The organism is Actinophytocola sp. NPDC049390 (assembly GCF_044466355.1).
Taxonomy (GTDB): Bacteria; Actinomycetota; Actinomycetes; order Mycobacteriales; family Pseudonocardiaceae; genus Actinophytocola.
This window is the reverse complement of the sequence record NZ_JBITMQ010000008.1, coordinates 85,266-106,923: the sequence shown is the minus strand read 5'-3', so window position 1 is coordinate 106,923 and position 21,658 is coordinate 85,266. Positions and strand designations below refer to the sequence as shown.

The 21,658-nt window shown below is 70.3% G+C and carries 26 protein-coding genes; 5 read left to right on the top strand and 21 right to left on the bottom strand.

Translation table 11 applies throughout. The annotated features are described in order from the left end of the window. Positions 1–106 precede the first annotated feature (106 nt). The 3 genes from lepB (ACIBVP_RS22955) to ACIBVP_RS22945 all read left to right on the top strand — a co-directional run bounded on the left by lepB (ACIBVP_RS22955) (position 107) and on the right by ACIBVP_RS22945 (position 2,552). Complete coding sequence (gene lepB / locus ACIBVP_RS22955) at positions 107–727, top strand: signal peptidase I (RefSeq protein WP_396108575.1); 621 nt, start codon at positions 107–109, stop codon at positions 725–727. Positions 728–838: 111 nt separating this feature from the next. After that, positions 839–1,312 (top strand): SRPBCC family protein, encoded by a 474-nt coding sequence (locus ACIBVP_RS22950; RefSeq protein ID WP_396108283.1) that lies wholly within the window; start codon positions 839–841, stop codon positions 1,310–1,312. Between the two features lie 19 nt (positions 1,313–1,331). Then, positions 1,332–2,552 (top strand): cytochrome P450, encoded by a 1,221-nt coding sequence (locus ACIBVP_RS22945; RefSeq protein WP_396108282.1) that lies wholly within the window; start codon positions 1,332–1,334, stop codon positions 2,550–2,552. Positions 2,553–2,558: 6 nt separating this feature from the next. Here ACIBVP_RS22945 and rlmN read toward each other — a convergent pair whose 3' ends face one another. Next, complete coding sequence (gene rlmN / locus ACIBVP_RS22940) at positions 2,559–3,662, bottom strand: 23S rRNA (adenine(2503)-C(2))-methyltransferase RlmN (protein ID WP_396108281.1); 1,104 nt, start codon at positions 3,660–3,662, stop codon at positions 2,559–2,561. 135 nt (positions 3,663–3,797) lie between these two features. Between rlmN and ACIBVP_RS22935 the strand changes: the two genes are divergently transcribed. Beyond that, a complete protein-coding gene (locus ACIBVP_RS22935) occupies positions 3,798–4,511 on the top strand; it encodes a PadR family transcriptional regulator (protein ID WP_396108280.1) in 714 nt (237 codons plus the stop codon). Here ACIBVP_RS22935 and ACIBVP_RS22930 read toward each other — a convergent pair. The 6 genes from ACIBVP_RS22930 to rpsB form a co-directional block, all read right to left on the bottom strand. Continuing rightward, complete coding sequence (locus ACIBVP_RS22930; protein WP_396108279.1) at positions 4,508–5,251, bottom strand: class I SAM-dependent methyltransferase; 744 nt, start codon at positions 5,249–5,251, stop codon at positions 4,508–4,510. The two genes, ACIBVP_RS22935 and ACIBVP_RS22930, sit on opposite strands and share 4 nt — an antisense overlap. A gap of 30 nt (positions 5,252–5,281) precedes the next feature. Then, a complete protein-coding gene (locus ACIBVP_RS22925; protein WP_396108278.1) occupies positions 5,282–6,178 on the bottom strand; it encodes a phosphatidate cytidylyltransferase in 897 nt (298 codons plus the stop codon). 15 nt (positions 6,179–6,193) lie between these two features. Beyond that, positions 6,194–6,751: a ribosome recycling factor gene (gene frr / locus ACIBVP_RS22920; RefSeq protein ID WP_396108276.1), complete on the bottom strand. Its 558-nt coding sequence runs from the start codon at positions 6,749–6,751 to the stop codon at positions 6,194–6,196. Between the two features lie 33 nt (positions 6,752–6,784). Then, positions 6,785–7,507, bottom strand: a complete 723-nt coding sequence (pyrH, locus tag ACIBVP_RS22915; protein ID WP_396108275.1) for a UMP kinase — start codon at positions 7,505–7,507, stop codon at positions 6,785–6,787. A 96-nt stretch (positions 7,508–7,603) separates the two neighbouring features. Continuing rightward, positions 7,604–8,419 carry a translation elongation factor Ts gene (tsf, locus tag ACIBVP_RS22910; RefSeq protein WP_396108274.1) on the bottom strand — a complete coding sequence of 272 codons (816 nt, stop codon included), beginning with the start codon at positions 8,417–8,419 and terminating at the stop codon, positions 7,604–7,606. A gap of 35 nt (positions 8,420–8,454) precedes the next feature. Then, on the bottom strand, positions 8,455–9,297 hold the full coding sequence (gene rpsB / locus ACIBVP_RS22905; protein ID WP_396108273.1) for a 30S ribosomal protein S2: 843 nt from the start codon (positions 9,295–9,297) through the stop codon (positions 8,455–8,457). A 350-nt stretch (positions 9,298–9,647) separates the two neighbouring features. On the opposite strand from rpsB, the gene ACIBVP_RS22900 reads away from it, so the two are divergent. Next, a complete protein-coding gene (locus tag ACIBVP_RS22900) occupies positions 9,648–10,166 on the top strand; it encodes a M23 family metallopeptidase (RefSeq protein WP_396108272.1) in 519 nt (172 codons plus the stop codon). A gap of 17 nt (positions 10,167–10,183) precedes the next feature. On the opposite strand, the gene ACIBVP_RS22895 is transcribed toward ACIBVP_RS22900, so the two are convergent. The 14 genes from ACIBVP_RS22895 to rpsP all read right to left on the bottom strand — a co-directional run bounded on the left by ACIBVP_RS22895 (position 10,184) and on the right by rpsP (position 21,570). Next, a complete protein-coding gene (locus ACIBVP_RS22895; RefSeq protein WP_396108574.1) occupies positions 10,184–11,005 on the bottom strand; it encodes a FliA/WhiG family RNA polymerase sigma factor in 822 nt (273 codons plus the stop codon). A gap of 559 nt (positions 11,006–11,564) precedes the next feature. Next, positions 11,565–12,536, bottom strand: a complete 972-nt coding sequence (locus tag ACIBVP_RS22890; RefSeq protein WP_396108573.1) for a tyrosine recombinase XerC — start codon at positions 12,534–12,536, stop codon at positions 11,565–11,567. A 78-nt stretch (positions 12,537–12,614) separates the two neighbouring features. Next, a complete protein-coding gene (gene dprA, locus ACIBVP_RS22885) occupies positions 12,615–13,841 on the bottom strand; it encodes a DNA-processing protein DprA (protein WP_396108271.1) in 1,227 nt (408 codons plus the stop codon). A 137-nt stretch (positions 13,842–13,978) separates the two neighbouring features. Beyond that, positions 13,979–15,484, bottom strand: a complete 1,506-nt coding sequence (locus ACIBVP_RS22880; RefSeq protein WP_396108270.1) for a YifB family Mg chelatase-like AAA ATPase — start codon at positions 15,482–15,484, stop codon at positions 13,979–13,981. Beyond that, positions 15,484–15,864: a YraN family protein gene (locus tag ACIBVP_RS22875; protein WP_396108269.1), complete on the bottom strand. Its 381-nt coding sequence runs from the start codon at positions 15,862–15,864 to the stop codon at positions 15,484–15,486. The genes ACIBVP_RS22880 and ACIBVP_RS22875 overlap by 1 nt, the downstream gene beginning before the upstream one ends. Positions 15,865–15,991: 127 nt before the next feature. Further along, positions 15,992–16,315, bottom strand: a complete 324-nt coding sequence (locus ACIBVP_RS22870; protein ID WP_396108268.1) for a DUF2469 domain-containing protein — start codon at positions 16,313–16,315, stop codon at positions 15,992–15,994. After that, a complete protein-coding gene (locus ACIBVP_RS22865; protein WP_396108572.1) occupies positions 16,312–17,094 on the bottom strand; it encodes a ribonuclease HII in 783 nt (260 codons plus the stop codon). Before ACIBVP_RS22865 ends, ACIBVP_RS22870 begins: the two co-directional genes overlap by 4 nt. Positions 17,095–17,123: 29 nt before the next feature. Further along, positions 17,124–18,035, bottom strand: a complete 912-nt coding sequence (lepB, locus tag ACIBVP_RS22860) for a signal peptidase I (protein WP_396108267.1) — start codon at positions 18,033–18,035, stop codon at positions 17,124–17,126. A 91-nt stretch (positions 18,036–18,126) separates the two neighbouring features. After that, on the bottom strand, positions 18,127–19,077 hold the full coding sequence (gene lepB / locus ACIBVP_RS22855; RefSeq protein WP_396108266.1) for a signal peptidase I: 951 nt from the start codon (positions 19,075–19,077) through the stop codon (positions 18,127–18,129). A gap of 36 nt (positions 19,078–19,113) precedes the next feature. Then, positions 19,114–19,473 (bottom strand): 50S ribosomal protein L19, encoded by a 360-nt coding sequence (gene rplS / locus ACIBVP_RS22850; RefSeq protein WP_396108265.1) that lies wholly within the window; start codon positions 19,471–19,473, stop codon positions 19,114–19,116. A gap of 125 nt (positions 19,474–19,598) precedes the next feature. Beyond that, positions 19,599–20,366, bottom strand: coding sequence for a tRNA (guanosine(37)-N1)-methyltransferase TrmD (trmD, locus tag ACIBVP_RS22845; RefSeq protein ID WP_396108264.1), 768 nt, complete (start codon positions 20,364–20,366; stop codon positions 19,599–19,601). Then, a complete protein-coding gene (rimM, locus tag ACIBVP_RS22840) occupies positions 20,367–20,882 on the bottom strand; it encodes a ribosome maturation factor RimM (RefSeq protein ID WP_396108263.1) in 516 nt (171 codons plus the stop codon). Continuing rightward, positions 20,882–21,121: an RNA-binding protein gene (locus tag ACIBVP_RS22835; RefSeq protein ID WP_075128707.1), complete on the bottom strand. Its 240-nt coding sequence runs from the start codon at positions 21,119–21,121 to the stop codon at positions 20,882–20,884. Before ACIBVP_RS22835 ends, rimM begins: the two co-directional genes overlap by 1 nt. After that, on the bottom strand, positions 21,118–21,570 hold the full coding sequence (rpsP, locus tag ACIBVP_RS22830) for a 30S ribosomal protein S16 (RefSeq protein WP_396108262.1): 453 nt from the start codon (positions 21,568–21,570) through the stop codon (positions 21,118–21,120). The genes ACIBVP_RS22835 and rpsP overlap by 4 nt, the downstream gene beginning before the upstream one ends. Positions 21,571–21,658 lie beyond the last annotated feature (88 nt).

Here is a 21,658-nt window from a genome sequence, read left to right as displayed (position 1 = left end):
CGTCGACGCGTCTCCGGCGAACACGAGGCAGGTTCATGTCAGGTGAGTCGGACGCCAGCATGTCGTTAGAGATTGGTGAGGCCGCACCGCTACCGTCCGTGAAGTGATGAGGATCGTGCTCGCGGCGGCTGTGACGCTGGCCGGGTTGATCGTGGTGCTGGGGGCGATCGTGCTCGCGCGCCCGAGTTACGTCGATGTCGAGGTCGCGGGCGCGGCGATGGCGCCGACACTGCGGGCGGGCGACCGGGTGGCGGTCGACACCGAGGCCGGACCGCGCCGCGGCGACATGGTCGTCGTCGACGTGGCCGCGCTGTCGGACCGGTCCGAGGGGCTGAGCATCCTGCGGGTCATCGGCGTCGGCGGGGACCGGTTGGAGTGCGCCGACGGGCGGCTCACCGTCAACGGCGCGACCGTCCGCGAGCCGTACGCCAGCGGCAAGGGCCCCGACTTCACCGTCACCGTGCCCGACGGCACCGTCTTCCTCGCGGGCGACGCGCGTGACAACGCCGTCGACTCCCGCATGTCCACCGGCGACGCGGACCGCGGTGCGATCCCCGTCGACGCCGTCGAGGGCCGGGTCGTGGCCGTCAACGGCACGGTGCTCGACGGCAGCCAGGGCTGGCTCGTCTGGGTCGCAGGCGGAGCGGTCGTCGCGCTCGCCGGGCTCGGGTGGCTCATCGTCGGCCTGCACCGCAGGACCGCGCTCCCCGCCCGGCCGGCCGACTGACACCCCCGTTGACCTCGGGCGCGGGGAACTCCGCACGTTGGAATGTTCCGGTGTGACAAGCCTTCTGGCTACCTTGCGGTGACGGTTCCCCTTCGCCGCAACGGAGATGTCGTGATCATCAAGCCGAAGCACACGATGTACCAGACGACCGTCCTCGAAGCAGGCCCGGACACGGTCTGGGCAGAGGTCCGCAACGTTCTCAACCTGGTGAAGATCCTGTTCGGGGACACGGTCGGCGACATGACCTGGGTCGACGGCGGCTCGCCGGACCTGGTGCCGTCGCGGTACGAGTTCAGGATGCTGCACAACGGGGGTCTCGTGCAGCAGGAGGTCGCCGGGCGCAACGAGGTGGAACGTTCCCTCACCTACCGGACCACCGCGCCGGTGCTGTGCCTCTACGACTACGTCGCCACCTACCGCATCCTGCCGGTCACCAACGACCCCGGCCGGAGCTTCATGGAGTACTCGCGGGAGTTCATGGTCACCGACGACGCCGAGCCGGAGATCGTCGAGTCGCTCATGACCATGATGGACCACCAGATCAGCGCCGTGCGGGACTACTTCGCCACCCCGAAGCCGCAGTGACCCGAGCGGGGGCGAAACGATGTCGATCACCGTGGACGCCACGTCGTCGAGCGAGGTTCCGTTCCTGAACGTCGTCGACCCGGGGTTCACCTTCGGCGCGCCGGAGGTGGCCGAGGCACAGGCGAGGAACTGGTACGCCGACAGCCCGGTCGGGCTACTCGTACTGGGCTACGCCGAGTCGCACGCGTTGCTGCGGGACCAGCGGCTCGACCACAACGGCAAGCGCTTCATGGAGATGAACGGCGTCCTCGACGGACCGATCTTCGACTGGTTCGTCCCCATGATCATGAACCACGACGGGGAGCACCACCGCAGGCTGCGCAGCCTGGTGGGCAAGGCCTTCACCCCGAGGATGATCAGCGGGCTGCGGCCGTTCGCCCGGGCCGAGGCGCAGCGGCTGGCCGAGCACCTGGCGTCCGCCGGGGAGTGCGACTTCATCGAGGAGTTCGCCAACCCGCTGCCGCTCGCGGTCATGAGCGAGATGCTGGGCGTGCCACCGGAAGACCACGACATCTTCCACACCTGGACGACGGACATCGGCCTGGTGTTCGGCATCGCGGTCGACCCCGGCGTGCGGCCTCGCGTCGAGTCCGCGCTCGTCGGCCTGAACGGGTACATCGACGGGCTGATGGCGGACAAGCGGGCCAGGCCGGGCGACGACCTCATCTCCGCGCTGGTGGCCGCCCAGGACGACGACCAGCTGATCACCAAGGAAGAGCTGCGCAACCTCATCGTCACGTCGGTGTTCGCGGCGCACGACACGACCCGCCACCAGCTCGCGAACGCGATGGTCGCGTTCGCCGAGCACCCCGACCAGTGGCGCCTGCTCGGCAGCAGGCCCGAGCTGGCGGACCAGGCGGTCAACGAGGCCATGCGGTGGCTCCCGTCGTCTCCGACCATCTACCGGTTCGCCGCGCAGGACTTCGACTACCAGGGCCTGCACATCGCGAAGGACACGTTCCTCACGATGTGCGTCGCCGTCGCCCAGCGCGATCCCCGCGTCTTCCCCGGCGGCACGACGTTCGACATCACCGCCGGCCACGACGCGCCGCTCCTCCAGTTCGGCGCCGGTCCGCACCACTGCCTCGGCATCGCGCTCGCCAAAGCCGAACTCGCCGAGGCACTGCCCGCACTCGCGCACCGGCTGGGCCCACCGGAGTTCGCGGGTCCCTTCACCTGGCGGCCAGCCATCGGAATCCACGGCCCGAACACCCTGCCACTGTGTTTCGGCCGTTCCTAGGGTGCGTCAGCCCTCCGCGGCGAGCTGACCGCAGGCGGCGGCGATCTCCTGCCCGCGCGTGTCGCGCACGGTGCAGGCAACGCCACCCTCGTTGACGCGGCGCACGAACTCCCGTTCCACGGCCTTGGGCGACGCGTCCCACTTCGAGCCCGGCGTCGGGTTCAGCGGGATCACGTTCACGTGCACGTACTGCGCGAGGTGCTTGCGCAGGCGCTTCGCCAGCAGGTCAGCGCGCCACGGCTGGTCGTTCACGTCGCGGATCAGCGCGTACTCGATCGAGACCCGCCTGCCGGACGCGTCCGCGTAGTACCGCGCCGCCTCCAGGACCTCGTCCACCGACCACCGGGTGTTCACCGGCACCAGCGTGTCGCGCAGCTCGTCGTCCGGGGTGTGCAGCGAGACCGCGAGCCGGACCTGCATCTTCTCGTCCGCGAGCTTGCGGATCGCCGGGGCGAGGCCGACGGTCGACACGGTCACCGATCGCTGCGAGATGCCCAGACCGGACGGGGCGGGCTCGGTGATCCGGCGGACGGCCGCCACGACGCGCTTGTAGTTGGCGAGCGGCTCGCCCATGCCCATGAACACGATGTTCGACAGGCGGCCGGGGCCACCCAGCTCGCCGTCACGCATCGCGGCCGCCGCGGTGCGGACCTGGTCGACGATCTCCGCGGTCGACAGGTTGCGCATCAACCCGCCCTGGCCGGTGGCGCAGAACGGGCACGCCATGCCGCAGCCCGCCTGACTGGACACGCACAGCGTGGTCCGGTCGGGGTACCGCATGAGAACGCTTTCGAGCAACGTGCCGTCGTGTGCGCGCCAGAGCGTCTTGCGGGTGGTGTCGTCGTCGCAGCTGACGTGGCGGACCACGGTCAGCAGCGGCGGCAGCAGCGCGTCGGTCAGCTGCGTGCGGGAGGCCGCGGGGATGTCGGTCATCGCGGCGGGGTCGGCGGTCAGCCGGCCGAAGTAGTGGTTCGACAGCTGGTTCGCGCGGAACGGCTTCTCCCCCAACTCGGCGACGGCAGCGCGCCGCTCCTCCGTGGAGAGGTCGGCGAGGTGACGGGGTGGCAGGCCGCGCTTGGGCGCGTCGAAGACCAGAGGCAATGCGGTCATAACCACTCCATTGTCCCACGGCCGCCGAACTGCCCTGGTCAGAGGCCAATTTCGTGCCGAACGTTGCATCGCGATAGTTTCCGATATATCGTGAACCTATCGCGATACCACGCGATACATCCACAGGGAGGAACCATGCGACACCATCACCACTTCAGGGGTGATCCGGGCGCCTTCGGTGACCCGCGCCCCCACTTCCACCCGGCCGAGGCACGCGGGGGCGTGCCCTTCCCGCCGTTCCCGCCCGGGCCGCCCGGTCCCGGTGGTCCGTTCGGCCCCGGTTTCGGCGGGTTCCCGGGGTTCCCCGGCTTCCCCGGTGCCGACCGCATGCGGCGAGGCCGCGGCGGCCGCGGTCACGACCGGCAGGGCAGGGGCCGCCGGTCCCGTCGCGGCGACGTCCGCGCGGCGATCCTCGCGCTGCTCCTCGAGCGGCCCATGCACGGCTACGAGATGATCCAGGAGATCAAGGAGCGCAGCGGCGACCTGTGGCGGCCAAGCCCGGGCTCGGTCTACCCGACGCTCCAACTCCTCGCCGACGAGGGCCTGATCAACGACGAGGGCCAGGGCTCGCGTCGCCTGTACGCGCTCACCGACGAGGGCCGCACGGCCGCCGAGGCCATCGAGACCCCGCCGTGGGAGGAGATCGCCCGCGACGCCGACCCACGTGACGTGAACCTGCGCGACGCGATCGGCCAGCTCATGGGCGCGACCATGCAGGTCGTCCAGGCCGCGAGCGACGAGCAGAAGAAGCGGGCCATCGAGGTCCTCAACAACGCCAGGCGCGAGCTGTACGCGATCCTCGGCGAGGCCCCAGCCACCGATGAGGACGACGAGACCGACGAAGACTAGGTGATCAACCCGGTCGGCTTTCGCCTGGTGAGCAACCGGTAGCCGACGGGGAACTCCAGCCCGGGGACCTCCCGGGCCGCTCGGTCCGCCACGCGTGACGAGAACTCGATCCGCAGGACGGACTCCAGGCTCGTCCGGTCCGCGAACCGCCACCGCGTCTCGACGGTCCGGCAGTCGAACCCCATCCGCTCGAAGAACCGGTCGACCTCGACCGGGTCGTATTTCGGCAGGTCGGCGCGCATCCAGTCGCCGTAGGGCCGGTGCCGCACGTCGAGGTCGACGACCACCAGTACGCCGCCGGGGCGGAGCACGCGCTCCGCCTCGGCGAGCCCCTGTTCACAGCCGGGGCCGAAGAAGTACGCGGTCCGGGCGTGCGCCACGTCCACACTCGCGTCCGGCAGCGGCAACCGCTGCGCCGACCCGGTCAGCACCTCGATCGTGGGCAGCAGCGTCACCCGGTCCTGTGCGAGCCGGACCAGCGGCTCGTGCGGCTCCACCCCGATGACGCGCCGCGCGGTCGCCGCGAACCTCGGCAGGTGGAAACCGGACCCGCAGCCGATGTCCAGCACGTCGCGACCGCGCCAGTCGGCGATCGTCGTCAGGACACGCCAGATGTCGTCGTGGACGTCCTGCGCCCGGTTCTCGATCTCGTAGACGTCCGGCCAGTGCCAGATGTTCGGGCTCGGCAACGTCTCGGCGCCGCGACGTACCGCGGCGAGGCGCTCACGGGCGCGCGACATCAGTCCCACACCGTCCAGCAATACCACCGGCTAGCCGGTGATGAACAGGCTCAGCAACAACCAGGACACCACGGCGGACGGCAGCAGCGAGTCGAGCCGGTCCATCAGACCGCCGTGGCCGGGCAGCAGCGTGCCCATGTCCTTGATCCCCAGGTCCCGCTTGATCAGCGACTCCACCAGGTCGCCGACGGTGGCCGTGCACACGATCGCGGCGCCGAACACCGCACCCTGCCACCACTGGCCGTCCAGCAGGAACGTCACGGCGAGCGTCCCCGCGAGGGTGCCGACGAGCATCGAACCCGCGAAACCCTCCCAGGACTTCTTCGGGCTGATCGTCGGCGCCATCGGGTGCCTGCCGAGCTTCGCGCCGGTCGTGTAGCCGCCGACGTCGTTGCACACCACCACGATCATGAAGCACAGCACCCGCGCCACGCCGTCCTCGGCGACCACCAGCATCGCCGCGAACGACGCGAACAGCGGCACGTACGCGGCGGTCAGGATCGACGAGCTGACGTCCCGCACGTAGTTGTCCGCGCCACCGCGGAACCGCCAGACCAGGCAGGCGAGGATCGTCACGACGAACGCCGCGAGCAACCCGTTGCGGCCGAACGGCCACGACAACCAGACCATCGCCTGGCCGCCGACCAGTACCGGCCACAGCGTGACGCGGATGTCCGCGCCACGCTTCAGCGCACCCGCCAGCTCGTAGGTGCCCATGGCGACCGCGACCGCGACGATCCCGACGAAGATCTGCCGCACGGTCAGCAACGACACCAGCACAGCGCCGCCGAGCAGAACGCCGACGGCGATCGCGGCCGGCAGGTTGCGCCCGGCCTTCTGGGCGGGGGCGGGCGCCGGCTCGGCCGCGTCGCCGGTCGTCACACGGTTCTCCTCGACGGGTTCTGACCCGGTGGGTGCGCTGATCATGTCCATGTACCGGGCTCAGACCTCGAGCAGTTCCGCTTCCTTGTGCTTCACCAGCTCGTCGACCTGCGCGACGTACTTGTCGGTGAGGTTCTGCAGCTCCTTCTCGGCGCGCGTCACCTCGTCCTCACCCGCCTCGCCGTCCTTCGCGATGCGGTGCAGCTCCTCGTTCGCCTTGCGCCGCACGTTGCGGATGGCGATCTTCGCGTCCTCGCCCTTCGCCTTGGCGACCTTCACCATCTCCTTGCGGCGCTCCTCCGTCAGCTGGGGGATGACCACGCGGATCAGCGCGCCGTCGTTGGTCGGGTTGACCCCGAGGTCCGAGTCGCGGATCGCCTTCTCGATGGCGGCGAGCTGGGTGGCGTCGTAGGGCTTGATCACCGCCATCCGCGCCTCCGGAACGTTGACACCGGCAAGCTGGTTGAGCGGGGTCGGTGCACCGTAGTAGTCGACGACGATCCGGGAGAACATGCCGGAGCTGGCGCGGCCCGTGCGCACGGAGGCGAGCTCCTCCTTGGCGTGCGACACCGCCCTCTCCATCTTCTCCTCGGCGTCGAAGAGTGTTTCGTCGATCAAAGCCTGCTCCTGTTTCTCATCAGCTCCGCGCGGTCAGGGAGTACTGACCACGGTCCCGATCCTCTCACCACGCACCGCGCGGGCGATGTTCCCCTCGGTGAGCAGATTGAACACGATGATCGGCATGTTGTTGTCCATGCAGAGGCTGAACGCCGTGGCGTCGGCGACCGCGAGCCCGCGCTCGAGCACCTCGCGGTGCGTGATGTGCTCGAACATCTTGGCGTCGGGGTCGGTCTTCGGGTCGGCGGTGTAGACGCCGTCGACCGCCTTGGCCATCAGCACGACCTCGCAGCCGATCTCCAGCGCGCGCTGGGCGGCCGCGGTGTCGGTGGAGAAGTACGGCATGCCGACGCCGCCCGCGAAGATCACGACACGGCCCTTCTCCAGGTGCCGCTCCGCGCGGCGGGGGATGTAGGGCTCGGCGACCTGGCCCATCGTGATGGCGGTCTGCACGCGGGTGTCGATGCCGAGCTTCTCCAGGAAGTCCTGCAGCGCGAGGCAGTTCATGACGGTGCCCAGCATCGCCATGTAGTCGGCGCGGTCGCGGTCCATGCCGCGCTGCGACAGCTCGGCGCCGCGGAAGAAGTTGCCGCCGCCGATGACCACGGAGACCTGGACTCCCTCGCGGACGACGTCCGCGATCTGGCGGGCGACCGTCTGGACCACGTCGGGGTCGACACCGACCTCGCCGCCACCGAACATCTCGCCGCCCAGCTTGAGCAGCACCCTGCGGAATCCGTGTCGGGTCAGTTCCATGTGTCTCCCCTCAGTGGTCGGTCTTCCTACAGGCGAATGCCCCGCCCTCAGTGCTGCATCGAGGGCGGGGCACCGCCTGGTGTCCAGGCTGGGAGATCAGGACTGGCCGATCTCGAAGCGGGCGAACCGGGTGACCGTCACGCCCGCCGCGTCGAGGAGCGCCTTCACGGTCTTCTTGGAGTCCTGCACCGAGGCCTGCTCGTTCAGCACGACGTCCTTGTAGAAGCCGTTGATCCGGCCCTCGACGATCTTGGGCAGCGCGGCCTCCGGCTTGCCCTCCTCGCGCGAGGTCTCCTCGGCGATGCGGCGCTCGGCCGCGACGACGTCCTCGGGCACCTCGTCACGGGTGACGTAGCGCGGCTTCATCGCGGCGACCTGCATGGCGGCGCCGCGAGCGGCCTCCGCGTCGTCACCGGTGTACTCGACCACGACGCCGACGGTCGGCGGCAGGTCGGGGTCGCGGCGGTGCAGGTAGGTGGTGACGGCACCGTCGAAGACGGCGACCCGGCGCAGCTCAAGCTTCTCACCGATCTTGGCGGACAGCTCCTGCACGGCGTCCGCGACGGTCTTGCCGTCGAGGTCGGCCTTGAGGAGGGTGTCCAGGTCGGCCGGCTTGGTGGCCTTCGCGGCGGCGACGATGCTGTCGGCGAGACCGGTGAAGTCGGCGTTCTTCGCGACGAAGTCGGTCTCGCAGTTCAGCTCGATCATGACACCGCCGTCGGCCGCGACCAGGCCGTTGGCGGTGGTGCGCTCGGCACGCTTGCCGACGTCCTTCGCACCCTTGATGCGCAGGAACTCGACAGCCTTGTCGAAGTCGCCGTCGGACTCGTCGAGGGCTTTCTTGCAGGCCATCATGCCGGCGCCGGTGAGCTCACGGAGCCGCTTGAGGTCGGCCGTGGTGTAGTTAGCCATTGTGGCTCTGTCCATCCTTCTTTCGGGTAGGTCGCTTACTCGGAGGCGGCAGGCTTCTCCGCGGCGGCGTCGCCGCCACCGGCGGGGGCGTTCTGGCCGACGAGGAGCTCCTGCTCCCACTCCGGGAGCGGCTCGTCCGAGACGCCCGGCTGCGGCTTCTCCTCGCCGTCCGGCACGCCGTTGCGGACACCCGAGCGGGCCATCAGACCCGCGGCCGCGGCCTCGGCGACGACCTTGGTGAGCAGCGCGGCCGAGCGGATCGCGTCGTCGTTGCCCGGGATCGGGTAGTCGACCTCGTCGGGGTCGCAGTTGGTGTCGAGGATCGCGACGACCGGGATGTTCAGCTTGCGAGCCTCACCGACGGCGATGTGCTCCTTCTTCGTGTCCACGATCCACACGGCCGAAGGCACCTTCGCCATGTCGCGGATACCGCCGAGGGTCCGCTCCAGCTTGTCCTTCTCGCGGGTGAGCATCAGGATCTCCTTCTTGGTGAGACCCTGGAAGCCGCCCGTCTGCTCCATGGACTCCAGCTCCTTGAGGCGCTGGAGACGCTTGTGGACGGTGGAGAAGTTGGTCAGCATGCCGCCGAGCCAGCGCTGGTTCACGAAGGGCATGCCCACGCGGAGCGCCTCGTTCGCGATCGCTTCCTGCGCCTGCTTCTTCGTGCCCACGAACAGGATCGAACCGCCGTGCGCGACGGTCTCCTTGATGAACTCGTAGGCGCGGTCGATGTACGACAGCGTCTGCTGCAGGTCGATGATGTAGATGCCGTTGCGCTCGGTGAAGATGTAGCGCTTCATCTTCGGGTTCCAGCGGCGGGTCTGGTGCCCGAAGTGCACGCCGGAGTCGAGCAGCTGCTTCATGGTGACGACGGCCATGGCCTGGTTCGCACCTTCTTCTTCTCTTGCGCGCCGGAGGGTGGTGCCGACGCGGTGTCGGTTGCCGCGGAGAGCGTTTTGCCGTCCGCCCTGGTGCCGGTGCCGGCAGCCGGACCCTCGACTGTGGTGCTGCGTCTCGGGACCGCCGGATGCCGCTGCCGCGAGGCAAGCGCACTGGCACGCGAAGTCGACCCGCGTTGCCACGAGCCGCGCAAGCAGTGTACGCGGTCCGCCCGAGGCCCGCCGACACCGGCCACCGCTAACCGGGCAGTTGTCCACAGCCCACCCGGTTGTCCACAGGCCGCCCCCGTCACCCCGCCCCTGTCGGCCCTCCCGTGCATCGTTGACCCATGCCGACCTTCCTGCTCGTCCTCGCCCTCCTCGTCCCCACGACCAGCGCTTTCCCGCCGAGCGCGACCGGCCCGGAAACCGCACGCCACCAGCCGGTGGACCGATTCGTGTGGCCGCTCGCCCCTCCGCACCCGGTGGTGCGGCCGTTCCGGCCACCGACCACCCCGTACGGCCCCGGCCACCGCGGCGTGGACCTGGCGGGCCGCCCCGGCGACCCGGTCTCGGCGGCGGGCGACGGCGTGGTCGTCTACGCGGGTCAGCTGGCGGGACGGAGTCTGGTGTCGATCAGCCACGCGAACGGCCTGCGCACCACGTACGAACCGCTGACCCCGGCGGTGTCCGTCGGCGCCCGGGTCCGCGGCGGCACGGTCATCGGACACCTGGCAGCCGGTCACGTGGGCTGCGAGGACGCGCCGGCCTGCCTGCACTGGGGCGCACGCCGCGGCGACGAGTACCTCGACCCGCTCGGCCTGCTGTCCTCCGGCCGTGTGCGGCTGCTGCCGTGGGACGGCGGCTAGCCGCGTCCAGGGCTCGGCTACGTCTCGGTCTTCTCCAGCAGCTTCGCCCGCAGCCGGAGCACCGCACGGGTGTGGAGCTGGCACACGCGCGACTCCGTCACGCCGAGGACCCGGCCGATCTCCGCGAGGGTGAGGTTCTCGAAGTAGTACAGGGTGACGACGACCCGGTCCCGTTCGGCGAGGTGGGCGATGGCCTGCGCGAGCTGACGCCGGTTGTCCTGGTCGACCAGCAGCGCGACCGGGTCGAGGGCCTCCTGGTCCTCGAGGATGTCCGCGAGCGGCGTCGACCCGCGGCCGGCGGCGGCGAGCTCGTCGAGCGCGACGACGCTGGTCAGCTGCAGCTGGGCGTACACGTCCCGCAGCTCGTGCAGCGACAGCCCCAGCTCCTCGGCCAGCTCGGCGTCGGTCGGGGTGCGGCGCAGCTGCGCGCCGAGCCGTTCGAGGGCGCGTTCCACCTCGCGGGCGCGGCCGCGCACCGAGCGGGGCACCCAGTCCTGGGCCCGGAGGTCGTCGAGGATCGCACCGCGGATGCGCTGCATCGCGTACGTCTCGAACTTCAGCCCGCGCTCGGGCTCGAACTTCTCGATGGCGTCGACCAGCCCGAAGATCCCGGACTGGATGAGGTCGGCGACCTCCACGTGCGCGGGCAACCCGGTGCCGACCCGGCCCGCGACGTACTTCACCAGCGGCGCGTAGTGCAGCACGAGCCGGTCGCGCAGCCGCTGTTCGCGACGCTCGCCGTACTGCCGCCACAGCGCGACGATGCCCGCCTCGACGTCGTCGAACGTCCGTTGGTCGCCGGGCAGTACCCCGGCGGTCTGCCCGAATCCGAAGGTCACCGAGTGCCCGTTGACCTCGATCACGTCCCGCTGCGAGGCGCCGTTCACCGCGGCGTCCCCGGCGAGCGGCGCCCCATCCAGCGCGGCACCAGCACCAGCGTCTCCCCCAGACACGTGCGCACTGTCGATCCCGTCCCCGCCCCCGGAGACGAGCCCTTCACCAGCCCTGCCACCTCCACCCAGATCGTCCGCGACCACTCCGCCGCGCGACTCCCCTGCGCGGGTGTGGTCGGTTCCAGTGTCAGGCACGTTCCGCTTCCCGGCAGCTTCGCCGACCTTCCTGTCGAGGTGCTTGCCGTTCGGCGGGGCGCCCGTCGTGCCGTTCGCGCGCGCGGTCGGGCCGGGGTGCCGAGTGCCGTTGCGGTGTGTGCCGTTGGTCTGGCCGTCACCACGCGCCGTGTCACGTTCCGTGTTCCGCCTCGGCTGGGCATCGCCGTGCTCGCGCGGCCCCGATGTGCGTGGGCCGGGCGCGACGGCCGTGCGCACGCCGCCGCGCCGCGCGTTGTCGACCTGCGCCCTGCTGCCGGGCGCCGAGGACGTCCGCAAACCTTCCCCGGGCTCATCGGGAACGGGGGTGGGTTCGGTCATGGATTGCCTTCAGCCGTTCGACGGTCACGTGGGTGTAAAGCTGCGTAGTCGCGAGCGTAGCGTGACCGAGTAGCTCCTGGACGCTACGAAGATCAGCACCACCTTCGAGCAAATGTGTCGCAGCAGAGTGACGCAGACCATGCGGTCCCATGACGGGAACACCCGGAATTGCGTGCAACGCCTCGTGCACGATACGTCGAACGCTGGCCGGTTGGAACCGGCCGCCGCGTGCGCCCAGTAACAACGCGGACGGTGACGTCGGCCTCGCGAGAGCAGGCCTGCCGTGCCGCAGCCAGTCGGCAACCGCACGCGCGGCGGGCTCGCCGAACGGCACGGTGCGCTCCCTGCCTCCTTTCCCGAACACCACGACCAGGCGCTTTTCGAGGTCGACGTCGGCGACGTCCAGACCGCACAGCTCGGACACGCGGATACCCGTCGCGTACAGCAACTCCAACAGAGCGTGGTCACGGAGAGCGACCGCGTCCCGTTCGGCGGCGCCCTTCCTCGACGCCTCCATGATCTCGCCCGCCTGGTCCTGCCGCAGCACCGACGGCAGCGTGCGGTGCGGCCGCGGCGACGCGAGCCGTGCGCCGGGGTCGTCGGCCAGCCGCCCCCGCTGGTGCGCCCACGCGGTGAACGTCCGCGCGCTCGCCGATCGCCGCGCCATCGTCGTGCGGCTCACCCCGGCCGTCCGCTGCGCGGCCAGCCACGCCCGCAGTGCGGTCAGGTCCAGGGCCGCGAGGCCCCTCCCCTGGCTCCGGTCGATGCTCCGGTGGCCGCCGACCGTCGGCAGCCCGTGCAGGAACCCGAGCAGCGACACCACGTCCGCCACGTAGGCGCGGACCGTGTGCGCGGACAGGCCGCGTTCCAGCCCGAGGTGCCGTTCGTAGTCGGCGACCACCTCACCGACGTCCGGGGGGAGTTCCTCCCTGATTCGGTGCAGGTCGACCCGCGCGCGTGACTCGGACACCCATTTCACGCTGGGGCATCGCGTCGGTGCGGTCAAGTACCGCCACGCACGTCACACGTGCCGGGCACCTCCCTTCAGTTTCCGCCAGCCCTCGTCGCCGCGTTCGGCGTGACCGGTGATCTCGAGTTCGATCAGCAGCGTGCGCACCCGGTCGAGCGGGATCCCGGAGTCGACCGCGACCTGCTCGGGGTACTTGTGTTTCCCCAGGTTGAGCGCGTCGTGGACTCGCAGGGCCTGGTCACCGAGCCCGTCGGTGTCCCGCTTGGGTCTCTCCGGTGCGGGGTCGAGGTTCGCGCCGACGGGGCCCGCCGCCTCGATGATCTCCGCGATCGATCCGGCGACCACGGCCCCGCCGGTCCGCAGCAGGTCGTGGCAGCCGACGGACATCTTGGAGGTGATCGGTCCGGGCACCGCCATCACGACCTTGCCGAGGGCCGCCGCCGTCGTCGCCGTGTTGCGGGCGCCGCTGCGGTCTCCGGCCTCGACGACCACCGTCGCGGACGACAGGGCCGCGATGAGCCGGTTCCGCACCAGGAAGCGGTGCCGGGCGGGCGTGACGCCCGGCGCGTACTCACTCACGATGAGCCCGGCCGCGGCGATCCTGTCGATGAGGCTGCCGTGCGGGGCCGGGTAGGCGATGTCGATCCCGCAGGCGAGCACCGCCACGGTCGGCCCGCCGCCGACGATCGCGCCGCGGTGCGCGGCGGCGTCGATCCCGTAGGCCGCGCCGGACACCACCGTCATGCCCGCCTGGATGAGCTGGTGCCCCAGCTCGGTCGCGACGTACTCGCCATAGGGAGTGGCGGTCCGCGCACCGACGACCGACACCGCACGGTCGAACAGGTTCGCGACCTCCGCGGTGCCACGGACCCACAACCCGAGCGGCTGCCCGGACCCGCGCAGCCCGCGGTCGGTGGGTGGGGCGAGGCACAGGAGCTGCCACGCGGGCCAGTCGGGATCCTCGGGCACGACGAGGCGCCCGCCCATCTTCTCCGCGGCGGCGAGATCCGCCCCGGCGAGATCGAACTCCCGCCGGGCCTCGGTCTCGTGCAGGACGGCTTCGGGCACCTCGCCCCGGCGCACACGGTCGGCTGCCTCGACCGGCCCGACGACGTCGACGAAGGCGTGCAAGGCCAACGCCGGCGGCTCGGCGACACGCGTGAGGTAGGCCCGGGCGAGCATGACCTCCTCGCCCACCGAGGCGGTCATGCCGCTCTCCTGCTGCCCGGTGCGGCGGAGGCGGCACAGCAGGTCACGGGACCTGGCGGTGGTAGCCACGGGTGCGTGGAGCGTCGACACAGACGCGGGCAGAAGCTGGGCGTGGTGTCGAGCCGCGGGGACTGGTTGCTGGCGGGGATTCGCATGGACGGTTCCTTTCCGGTCGTTGTGCGGAGGTGTCGTTCTGGTCAGGCGGCTCAACGTTCGCGCAGGTCCAGGGCTTTCGCGACGTGTTCGGCGCCGGGTTGGCCGGCTCCGGCGAGGTCGGCGAGGGTCCACGCCACGCGGAGACAGCGGTCCGCACCCCGGGCGGTCACCGCGCCGGAGTTGAGGCTCTGGTCCAGGAGGGCGTTGACCGCTCTGGGCAAGCCGAACTCGCGCCGCAGGGTCGGGCCGGGTACCTCGGCGTTCGTGAGCCAGCCGTACTTCTGCCAGCGTTCCGCCGCGCGGGCCCGCGCCTCCAGGACGCGAGCACGCACGACGGCGGTCGACTCCGGCAGCGTCGGGTCGGCCCTGGACAGCGCGGTGATCGGACGCATCTGGACACGGAGGTCGACCCGGTCCAACAGCGGGCCGGAAAGCCGGGACAGGTACCTGCGTTTGGTGTTCGGAGCGCAGACGCAGTCGAAGTCGCGTGCGGGAGCGCATGGGCACGGGTTCGTGGCCAGCACGAGCTGGAACCGCGCCGGATAGCGGGCCACGCCGTCACGCCGGGCGAGGCGGATCTCGCCCTCCTCCATCGCCGTGCGCAGGGACTCCAGTCGATTCGGGGCGAACTCGCACGCCTCGTCGAGCAGGAGCACGCCACGGTGCGCCGCACTGATCGCACCCGGTTTCGCCAGCCCGGTGCCGCCACCGACGAGTGCGGGCACCGTGCACGAATGGTGCGGAGCGATGAACGGCGGTGTGACGACCAGGGGCGACTTCGGGGACAGCAGCCCGGCGATCGAATGGACCGTGGTGACTTCCAGCGCCTGTTCGTGCGTCAGCGCGGGCAGCAGCCCGGGGAGCCGGCGCGCGAGCATCGTCTTCCCGGTGCCCGGTGGACCGATCAGCAGCAGGTGGTGGCCGCCCGCCGCCGCGACCTCCAGCGCCGACCGCGCTTCGGGTTGGCCGAGCACGTCCACCAGGTCCGGTGCCTGCTCCGCCTGCGCGGGCGGGTGTGGGTGCGCCTTCCTGAGCGTGTCGGGTTCCCCGCGGAGCCAGTCCAGGACCTCGGTCAGGTGCTCGGCTCCGAGCACCTCCAACTCGGTGACCAGCGCGGCTTCCGCCAACGTCTGGGCAGGCACGATCGCTCGCCTGATGCCGGCTCGCCGAGCGGCGATCAACGCGGGCAGCACGCCTCGGGCCGGCCTGATCCGCCCGTCCAGGGCCAGTTCGCCGAGGAGCACGGTCCGGTCGAGCCGCTCCGGCGGCTCTTGGTCCGCTGCCACCAGGACAGCGCAGGCCAGCGCCACGTCGTAGCCGGAGCCGCCCTTCGGCAGGGCTGCCGGGGACAGGGCGAGTGTGACCAGTTCGTCGGGCCACTTGCGTTGGCTGTTGCGGACGGCCGCCCGGACGCGTTCCTTGGCCTCGTTCAGGGACGCGTCCGGGAGGCCGACGATCTGGGTTCTCGGGCGGCCACCGCCGATGTCGGCCTCGATCTCGACGAGGACGCCGTCCACGCCGAACAGGGCCACGGACCAGGCTCGTGCCAGGGGCATCACAGAACGCCCCTCAGGTGGCTGACCTTCGGGTCCTCACCCGGCGGCCAGAGGATCGACACGATGTCGTGGCGCGTCGGGACGTGGGGCACGCCGTGGTCGGCGCGCCAACGCCGGGTCAGCCTGCGTATTCGGGCCGCCTTGGCGTCGTCCACCGCTTCCGCCGGTGGGCCGTAGTTGTCGGTGGTCCTGGTCTTGACCTCGCAGACCACGAGTGTCGTGCCGTCGGTCAGGACCAGGTCCAGCTCGCCCTCCGGGCAGCGCCAGTTCCTGGACAGGACCGTCAGGCCCTGTTCTTCCAGGTAGCGGGCCGCGAGTGTCTCACCGCGGTCGCCCGTGCGCAGATGTGCCGGTCTCGGGTTCGTCGTCTCAATCGCCATGCCCATGACCTTGCCCCGCGGGCACGGTCACGGCCACGAGCCGATGATCAACTGTGGACAACTGCTCGGGCTGTGGACAACTCGGCTGTTCGCAGGTCGCGGCGACCGGTTCTGTCGGTGGGGCGTGCTATGAGCCGAACGGGCCCTCTTCTGGCAGGCGCAGCTCCGGCTTGTCCAGTTCCTCGACGTTGACGTCCTTGAACGTGATGACCCGGACATTCTTCACGAAACGGGTGGGCCGGTACATGTCCCAGACCCAGGCGTCGGACATCCGGACTTCGAAGTACACCTCGCCGTCGGAGTCCCGCACCTGCACGTCGACGCCGTTGGCCAGGTAGAACCGTCGCTCGGTCTCCACCACGTACGAGAACTGCGCGACGATGTCGCGGTACTCCCGGTAGAGCTGCAGCTCCATCTCGGTCTCGTACTTCTCGAGGTCTTCCGCACTCATGCGGTTTCGCGCTCCTCCTGGTCGACGGGCGTCGGCGCCTGGCCCGGCAGACTCCCGACCCGACCATTCTGGACCACGGCGGCCGCGGCCACACTCAAGGCCACCGGGTGTGGCGCTCGCAAGCCGTGCGCCATGCCCGCCGACGCCACGTTCACGAACGACCACCGGTGCGCACTGCTCGGCCCGTGGACCGTCAGTGCGGCACTGTGAGAGCCGGTGCAGTAGCCCTTGTGCTCGTCGAAGCCGTACTGCGGGAACTCCTCGTGCAGGTCGGCCATCATCCGGTCCCTGGTGACCTTGGCTAGGACCGAGGCCGCCGCCACGCACGCCACCGCCTGGTCACCCTTGATGACCGGCATCGACGGCGCGGTCAGGCCGGGCACGCGGAAGCCGTCCACCAGCACGTATCCCGGGTGGGTCCGCAGCCGTGCGATCGCTCTGCGCATGCCTTCGATGTTGCAGACGTGCACGCCCTTGACGTCGACCTCCTCGACCGGGATGACCACGATCGCGTAGTCGAGGGCCCGCCGGACGACCAAGTCGTACATCTTCTCGCGGGCCGCGGCCGTCATGAGCTTCGAGTCGGTCAGCCCTTCGAGTCGCGCAGAATCACCCGGTCGGAGGACACACGAGGCCACGACCAGCGGACCGGCACACGCGCCCCTGCCCGCCTCGTCGACCCCGGCGACCGGGCCGAGCCCACGCCGGTCGAGCGCCGACTGCAGCGCCCAGTTGCCCGACTCGCGGCGCAGCACCGGACGCGGCGGGCCGGGTTCCAACCACCCCGGACGCACCCGTCGAGCCACTCTCACTTGCGCACTCCAGTAGATCTGATCGCCCTGCGGACCCGCTTGCCGAGCCACACGGTCGGGAACGCGGCCGCGAAACCCAGGCCGAGCGGCACGAACGGCATCGCCGCGTTCGTCACCGCGCTCTGCGGGTTGTGGTCGCCCACGCCGCGCCAGCGCGACGGCGGCAGCACGATGTAGCGCGCCTTGCCGATGACATTGTCCACCGGCACGAGACCGTTCTCGCCACCACCGCCCTGGTAGCGCGAGTCACTCGAGCCGTTGCGGTTGTCGCCGAGCACCCACAGCATGCCCTCGGGCACCGTGATCGGCGGGAACGGCTCCTGCGTGTTGTCGCCTGGACCCCAGTAGATGTACGGCTCGTCGAGCGGCTTGCCGTCGACCACGACCCGGTTCTGCTCGTCACAGCACTCGACGGTCTGCCCACCGACCGCGATGATCCGCTTCACCACGTCGTCCTCGTTGGGGGACGCGAGACCGAACGCGGCGCCGACGTCCTGCAGCCACGACACGAAGCCGTTGCTGGACCGGTCGGCGGTGAACTCGGACTCGTTCCACGTGCTCGGCCGCTCGAAGACCACGACCTCGCCCGGCTCGGGGTCACCGAAGCGGTAGACCAGCTTGTCGACGAGCACCCGGTCGCCGTAGCACCCGGGGCAGCCGTGCAGCGTTTCCTCCATCGACTGGGAGGGGATCACGAACACCCGCGCGAGGAAGGTCTGGATGAACAGGGTGAGCAGCAGTGCGACCCCGATCAGGATCGGGAGTTCCTTCCAGAACGAGCGCTGCTTCTTCTTGCCCTTGGCTTTTCGCCCCGAGGTGGTGGGATCGCCGGGTTTGTCCTGATCAGCCGGGCCGTCCCCCTCATCCTCGTTGTCCCTGCTGTCTCCGGAGCGTGCGACGTCGACCACTAGAGCAGGGTACCGGTGTGGATGTCGGGCGCCGTGGAGCGCATGCAGGGGTGTTGCCTACCAGCGACGGAGCGACGAGCCGGGCTCACCGCTACGTGCGGCGGCGGATCTTGCGGGTCAGCCACAGCGTCGGCCACGCGGCCAGCAGCCCCAGGCCCAGCGGGGCACCCTGCTGCCAGGCCGGGGCGCCCAGAGCCACGACCTCGGACGTCTGCGGGTTGTGGTCGCCGACGCCCCGCCAGCGCGACGGCGGCAGGACGATGTAGCGGGCCTTGCCGATCACCTTGTCGATCGGGACGACGCCGCGGAGACCGCCACCGCCCTGGCAGCGGGAGTCACACGAGTCGCTGCGGTTGTCACCCATGACCCAGAGGGTGCCCGCCGGGACGGTCACCGGGTCGAACCGTTGACGGGCGTCCGGGACGCCGTTCTGCCAGTAGACGTACGGCTCGTCCAGCGGCTCGCCGTCCACCAGGACGTGCCACTCCTCGTCGCAGCACTGGACGGTCTGGCCGCCCACCGCGATGACGCGTTTGACGAAGTCGCGTTCGTCCGGCGGGGCCAGGCCGATGAGTGACCCGACGTACTGGATGCCGCGGACCAGGACGTTCTCCGACTTCGGGGCGTGGACGTCGTTCTCCGTCCAGGTCGCCGGACCTTCGAAGACGATCACGTCGCCCGGTTCCGGGTCGGAGAAGTCGTAGACGAGCTTGTCGACCAGGACGCGGTCGCCGGTGCAGCCCGGGCAGCCGTGGAGGGTCTGCTCCATCGAACCGGACGGGATGGAGTACACCCGGCCCAGGAACTGCTGGATCAGGAACGTCAGCACCAGGGCGACCGCGAGCAGCGTGAGCAACTCACGCCAGAGCGGCTGCTTCTTGGGTGGCCTGCGGTGCTTGCCGTGCGGCTTGCCGATCTTCCGGTCCGCCGTGCCGCCCCCAGGTCGCGACGCCGGAGTGGCTTCGGCGTCGCGAGCCTTGGGGATCAGGTCGGTGCGCTCCGGATCGTCCTCGGGAGTCGGAGCGTGCACGGGATTGGCCACACGACCCAGGCTACCGGGCTGTACGGAAAATGCAGGTCAGGCCGTGGGGGCCGTCTCGCGCTTCTCCTTGATCTTGGCGGCCTTGCCGCGCAGCTCACGGAGGTAGTACAGCTTGGCGCGACGGACGTCACCGCGGCGGTCGACCTCGATCTTGGCGATGTTCGGGGAGTGCACCGGGAAGGTGCGCTCGACGCCGACGCCGAAGGAGATCTTGCGGACGGTGAAGGTCTCGCGGATGCCACCGCCCTGGCGACGGATCACGACGCCCTTGAACACCTGGACGCGCTCACGCGAGCCCTCGATGACGCGGACGTGGACCTTCAGCGTGTCACCCGGGCGGAAAGCCGGGATGTCGGAACGCAGCGACTTGGCGTCCAGGGCGTCCAGGGTGTTCATCGGTGTATCCGTCCTCAACTGTTGTTCGTTCATCCCAAGGCGCGGCACTGGCACGTGGTCAACCTTGGGGAGTCCGTGTGAGTGCGCCCAGGCATCACCCCGGTCGCAACAACCGGTCCAGTATGTCAGACCGATTTCCCCGGGTCGTCATCGGGATCTCGGACGCGTGCCAGATGGGCCAGGTCGTGCTTGTCGAGCGCGTCCGTCGGCAGGGCCGCCAGCAGGTCGGGGCGGCGGTCGAACGTCCTGGTCAGGGCCTGGTCACGCCGCCAGCGCGCGATCGCGCCGTGGTTGCCGGAGCGGAGCACCTCCGGCACCGGGAGGTCCCGCCAGATCTCCGGCCGCGTGTAGCTTGGGCCCTCGAGCAGGCCGTCGGAGAACGAGTCCTGTTCGTGGGACGCGGGGTTGCCGAGGACGCCGGGCAGGAGCCGGGCGACGGCCTCGACCATCACCATGACCGCGACCTCGCCGCCGACCAGCACGTAGTCGCCGATGGAGACCTCGTCGACGGTCATGCGGCGGGCGGCGTCGTCGAGCACGCGCTGGTCGATGCCCTCGTAACGGCCGCACGCGAACACCAGCCAGTCCTCGCGGGCGTACTCGTGGGCCATGGCCTGCGTGAACGGGCGGCCCGCCGGCGTGGGCACGACCATCCGGGGTGTCCCGGAGGCGCACAGCTCGTCGAGCGCCTCGCCCCACACCTGCGGCTTCATCACCATGCCGGGACCGCCGCCGTAGGGGCTGTCGTCGACGGCCTTGTGGACGTCGTGGGTCCAGCGGCGCAGGTCGTGGACGTCGACGGACAGCAGGCCGCGCTCGATCGCCCGGCCGAGCAGCGCGTGGCGGAGCGGGTCGAGGTACTCGGGGAAGATCGTGACGACGTCGACCCGCATCTAGAGCAGGCCTTCCGGCGGGTCGATGACCACTCGGCCCGCCTTCACGTCGACCTCGGGAACGATCGCGCGGACGAACGGGACGAGGGCCTCCGTGCCGTCCTCTTTCCTGACCACCAGCAGCTCACCGGCAGGGGCACGCGCGATCTCCGACACCGTGCCGATCGGCGTGCCGTCGGTGAGCACGGCGGCGAGGCCTTCGAGCTCGTGGTCGTAGAACGCGTCCGGGTCGTCCGACGGCGCCAGCTCCGCCGCGTCGACCAGCAGCTGGGCACCACGCATCGTCTCGGCGACCGTGCGGTCGGGGACCTCGTCGAAACGCACGAGGAGACGCCCGGAGTGGGGACGGGCCGTCGTCACCGTCACCGGGCGGACAGAACGGTCCCGGAGCCGCGCCGTGAGCACGGCTCCGGGAGCGAAGCGTTCGTCGGGCACGTCGGTGTGGATGTCGACGGCCAGCTCACCGGAGATGCCGTGAGCCTTGGCCACCCGCCCGACCAGGAGCAGGTCAGCCATTACTGGTCGGTGTCGACGACGTCCACTCGGATGCCTCGGCCGCCGATACCGGCCATGACGGTGCGCAGCGCGGTGGCGGTGCGGCCGCCCCGGCCGATCACCTTGCCGAGGTCATCCGGGTTGACGTGCAGTTCGAGCGTGCGACCACGGCGGGTGGTCACCAGCTCGACGCGCACGTCGTCCGGGTTGTCGACGATGCCGCGCACGAGGTGCTCAAGGGCGTCCGCGAGGAAACTCACGCGTCTTCCTTGGCACCCTCATCCGACTTCTCGTCGGCCTTCTTGGCGTCGGCCTTCTTGGCGCCACCCTTCTTCTTCGGGGTGGTGGCCTCGGTGGTCGGCTCGCTGCCGGCCTCCTTGAGGGCCTGCTCGAACAGCTCCTGCTTGGAGGTCTTGGCCTCGGCGACCTTCAGCGTGCCCTCGGCGCCCGGCAGGCCCTTGAACTTCTGCCAGTCACCGGTGATCTCCAGGATCCGCTGCACCGACTCGGTCGGCTGCGCGCCGACACCCAGCCAGTACTGCGCACGCTCGGAGTCGACCTGGATGAAGCTGGGCTCCTCCTTCGGCCGGTACTGGCCGATCGTCTCGATGGCCTTGCCGCTGCGGCGGGTGCGGGCATCCGAGACGATGACGCGGTAGTACGGCGCCCGGATCTTGCCGAGACGCTGCAGCTTGATCTTGACTGCCACGGGTTGTGGTGCTCCTCTTGATCATGTTCGGGCATCGGTGAGCCGCGTGGGGATGCGGCCCGCTGGTGCCCCAAGTTGATGGCGCCCT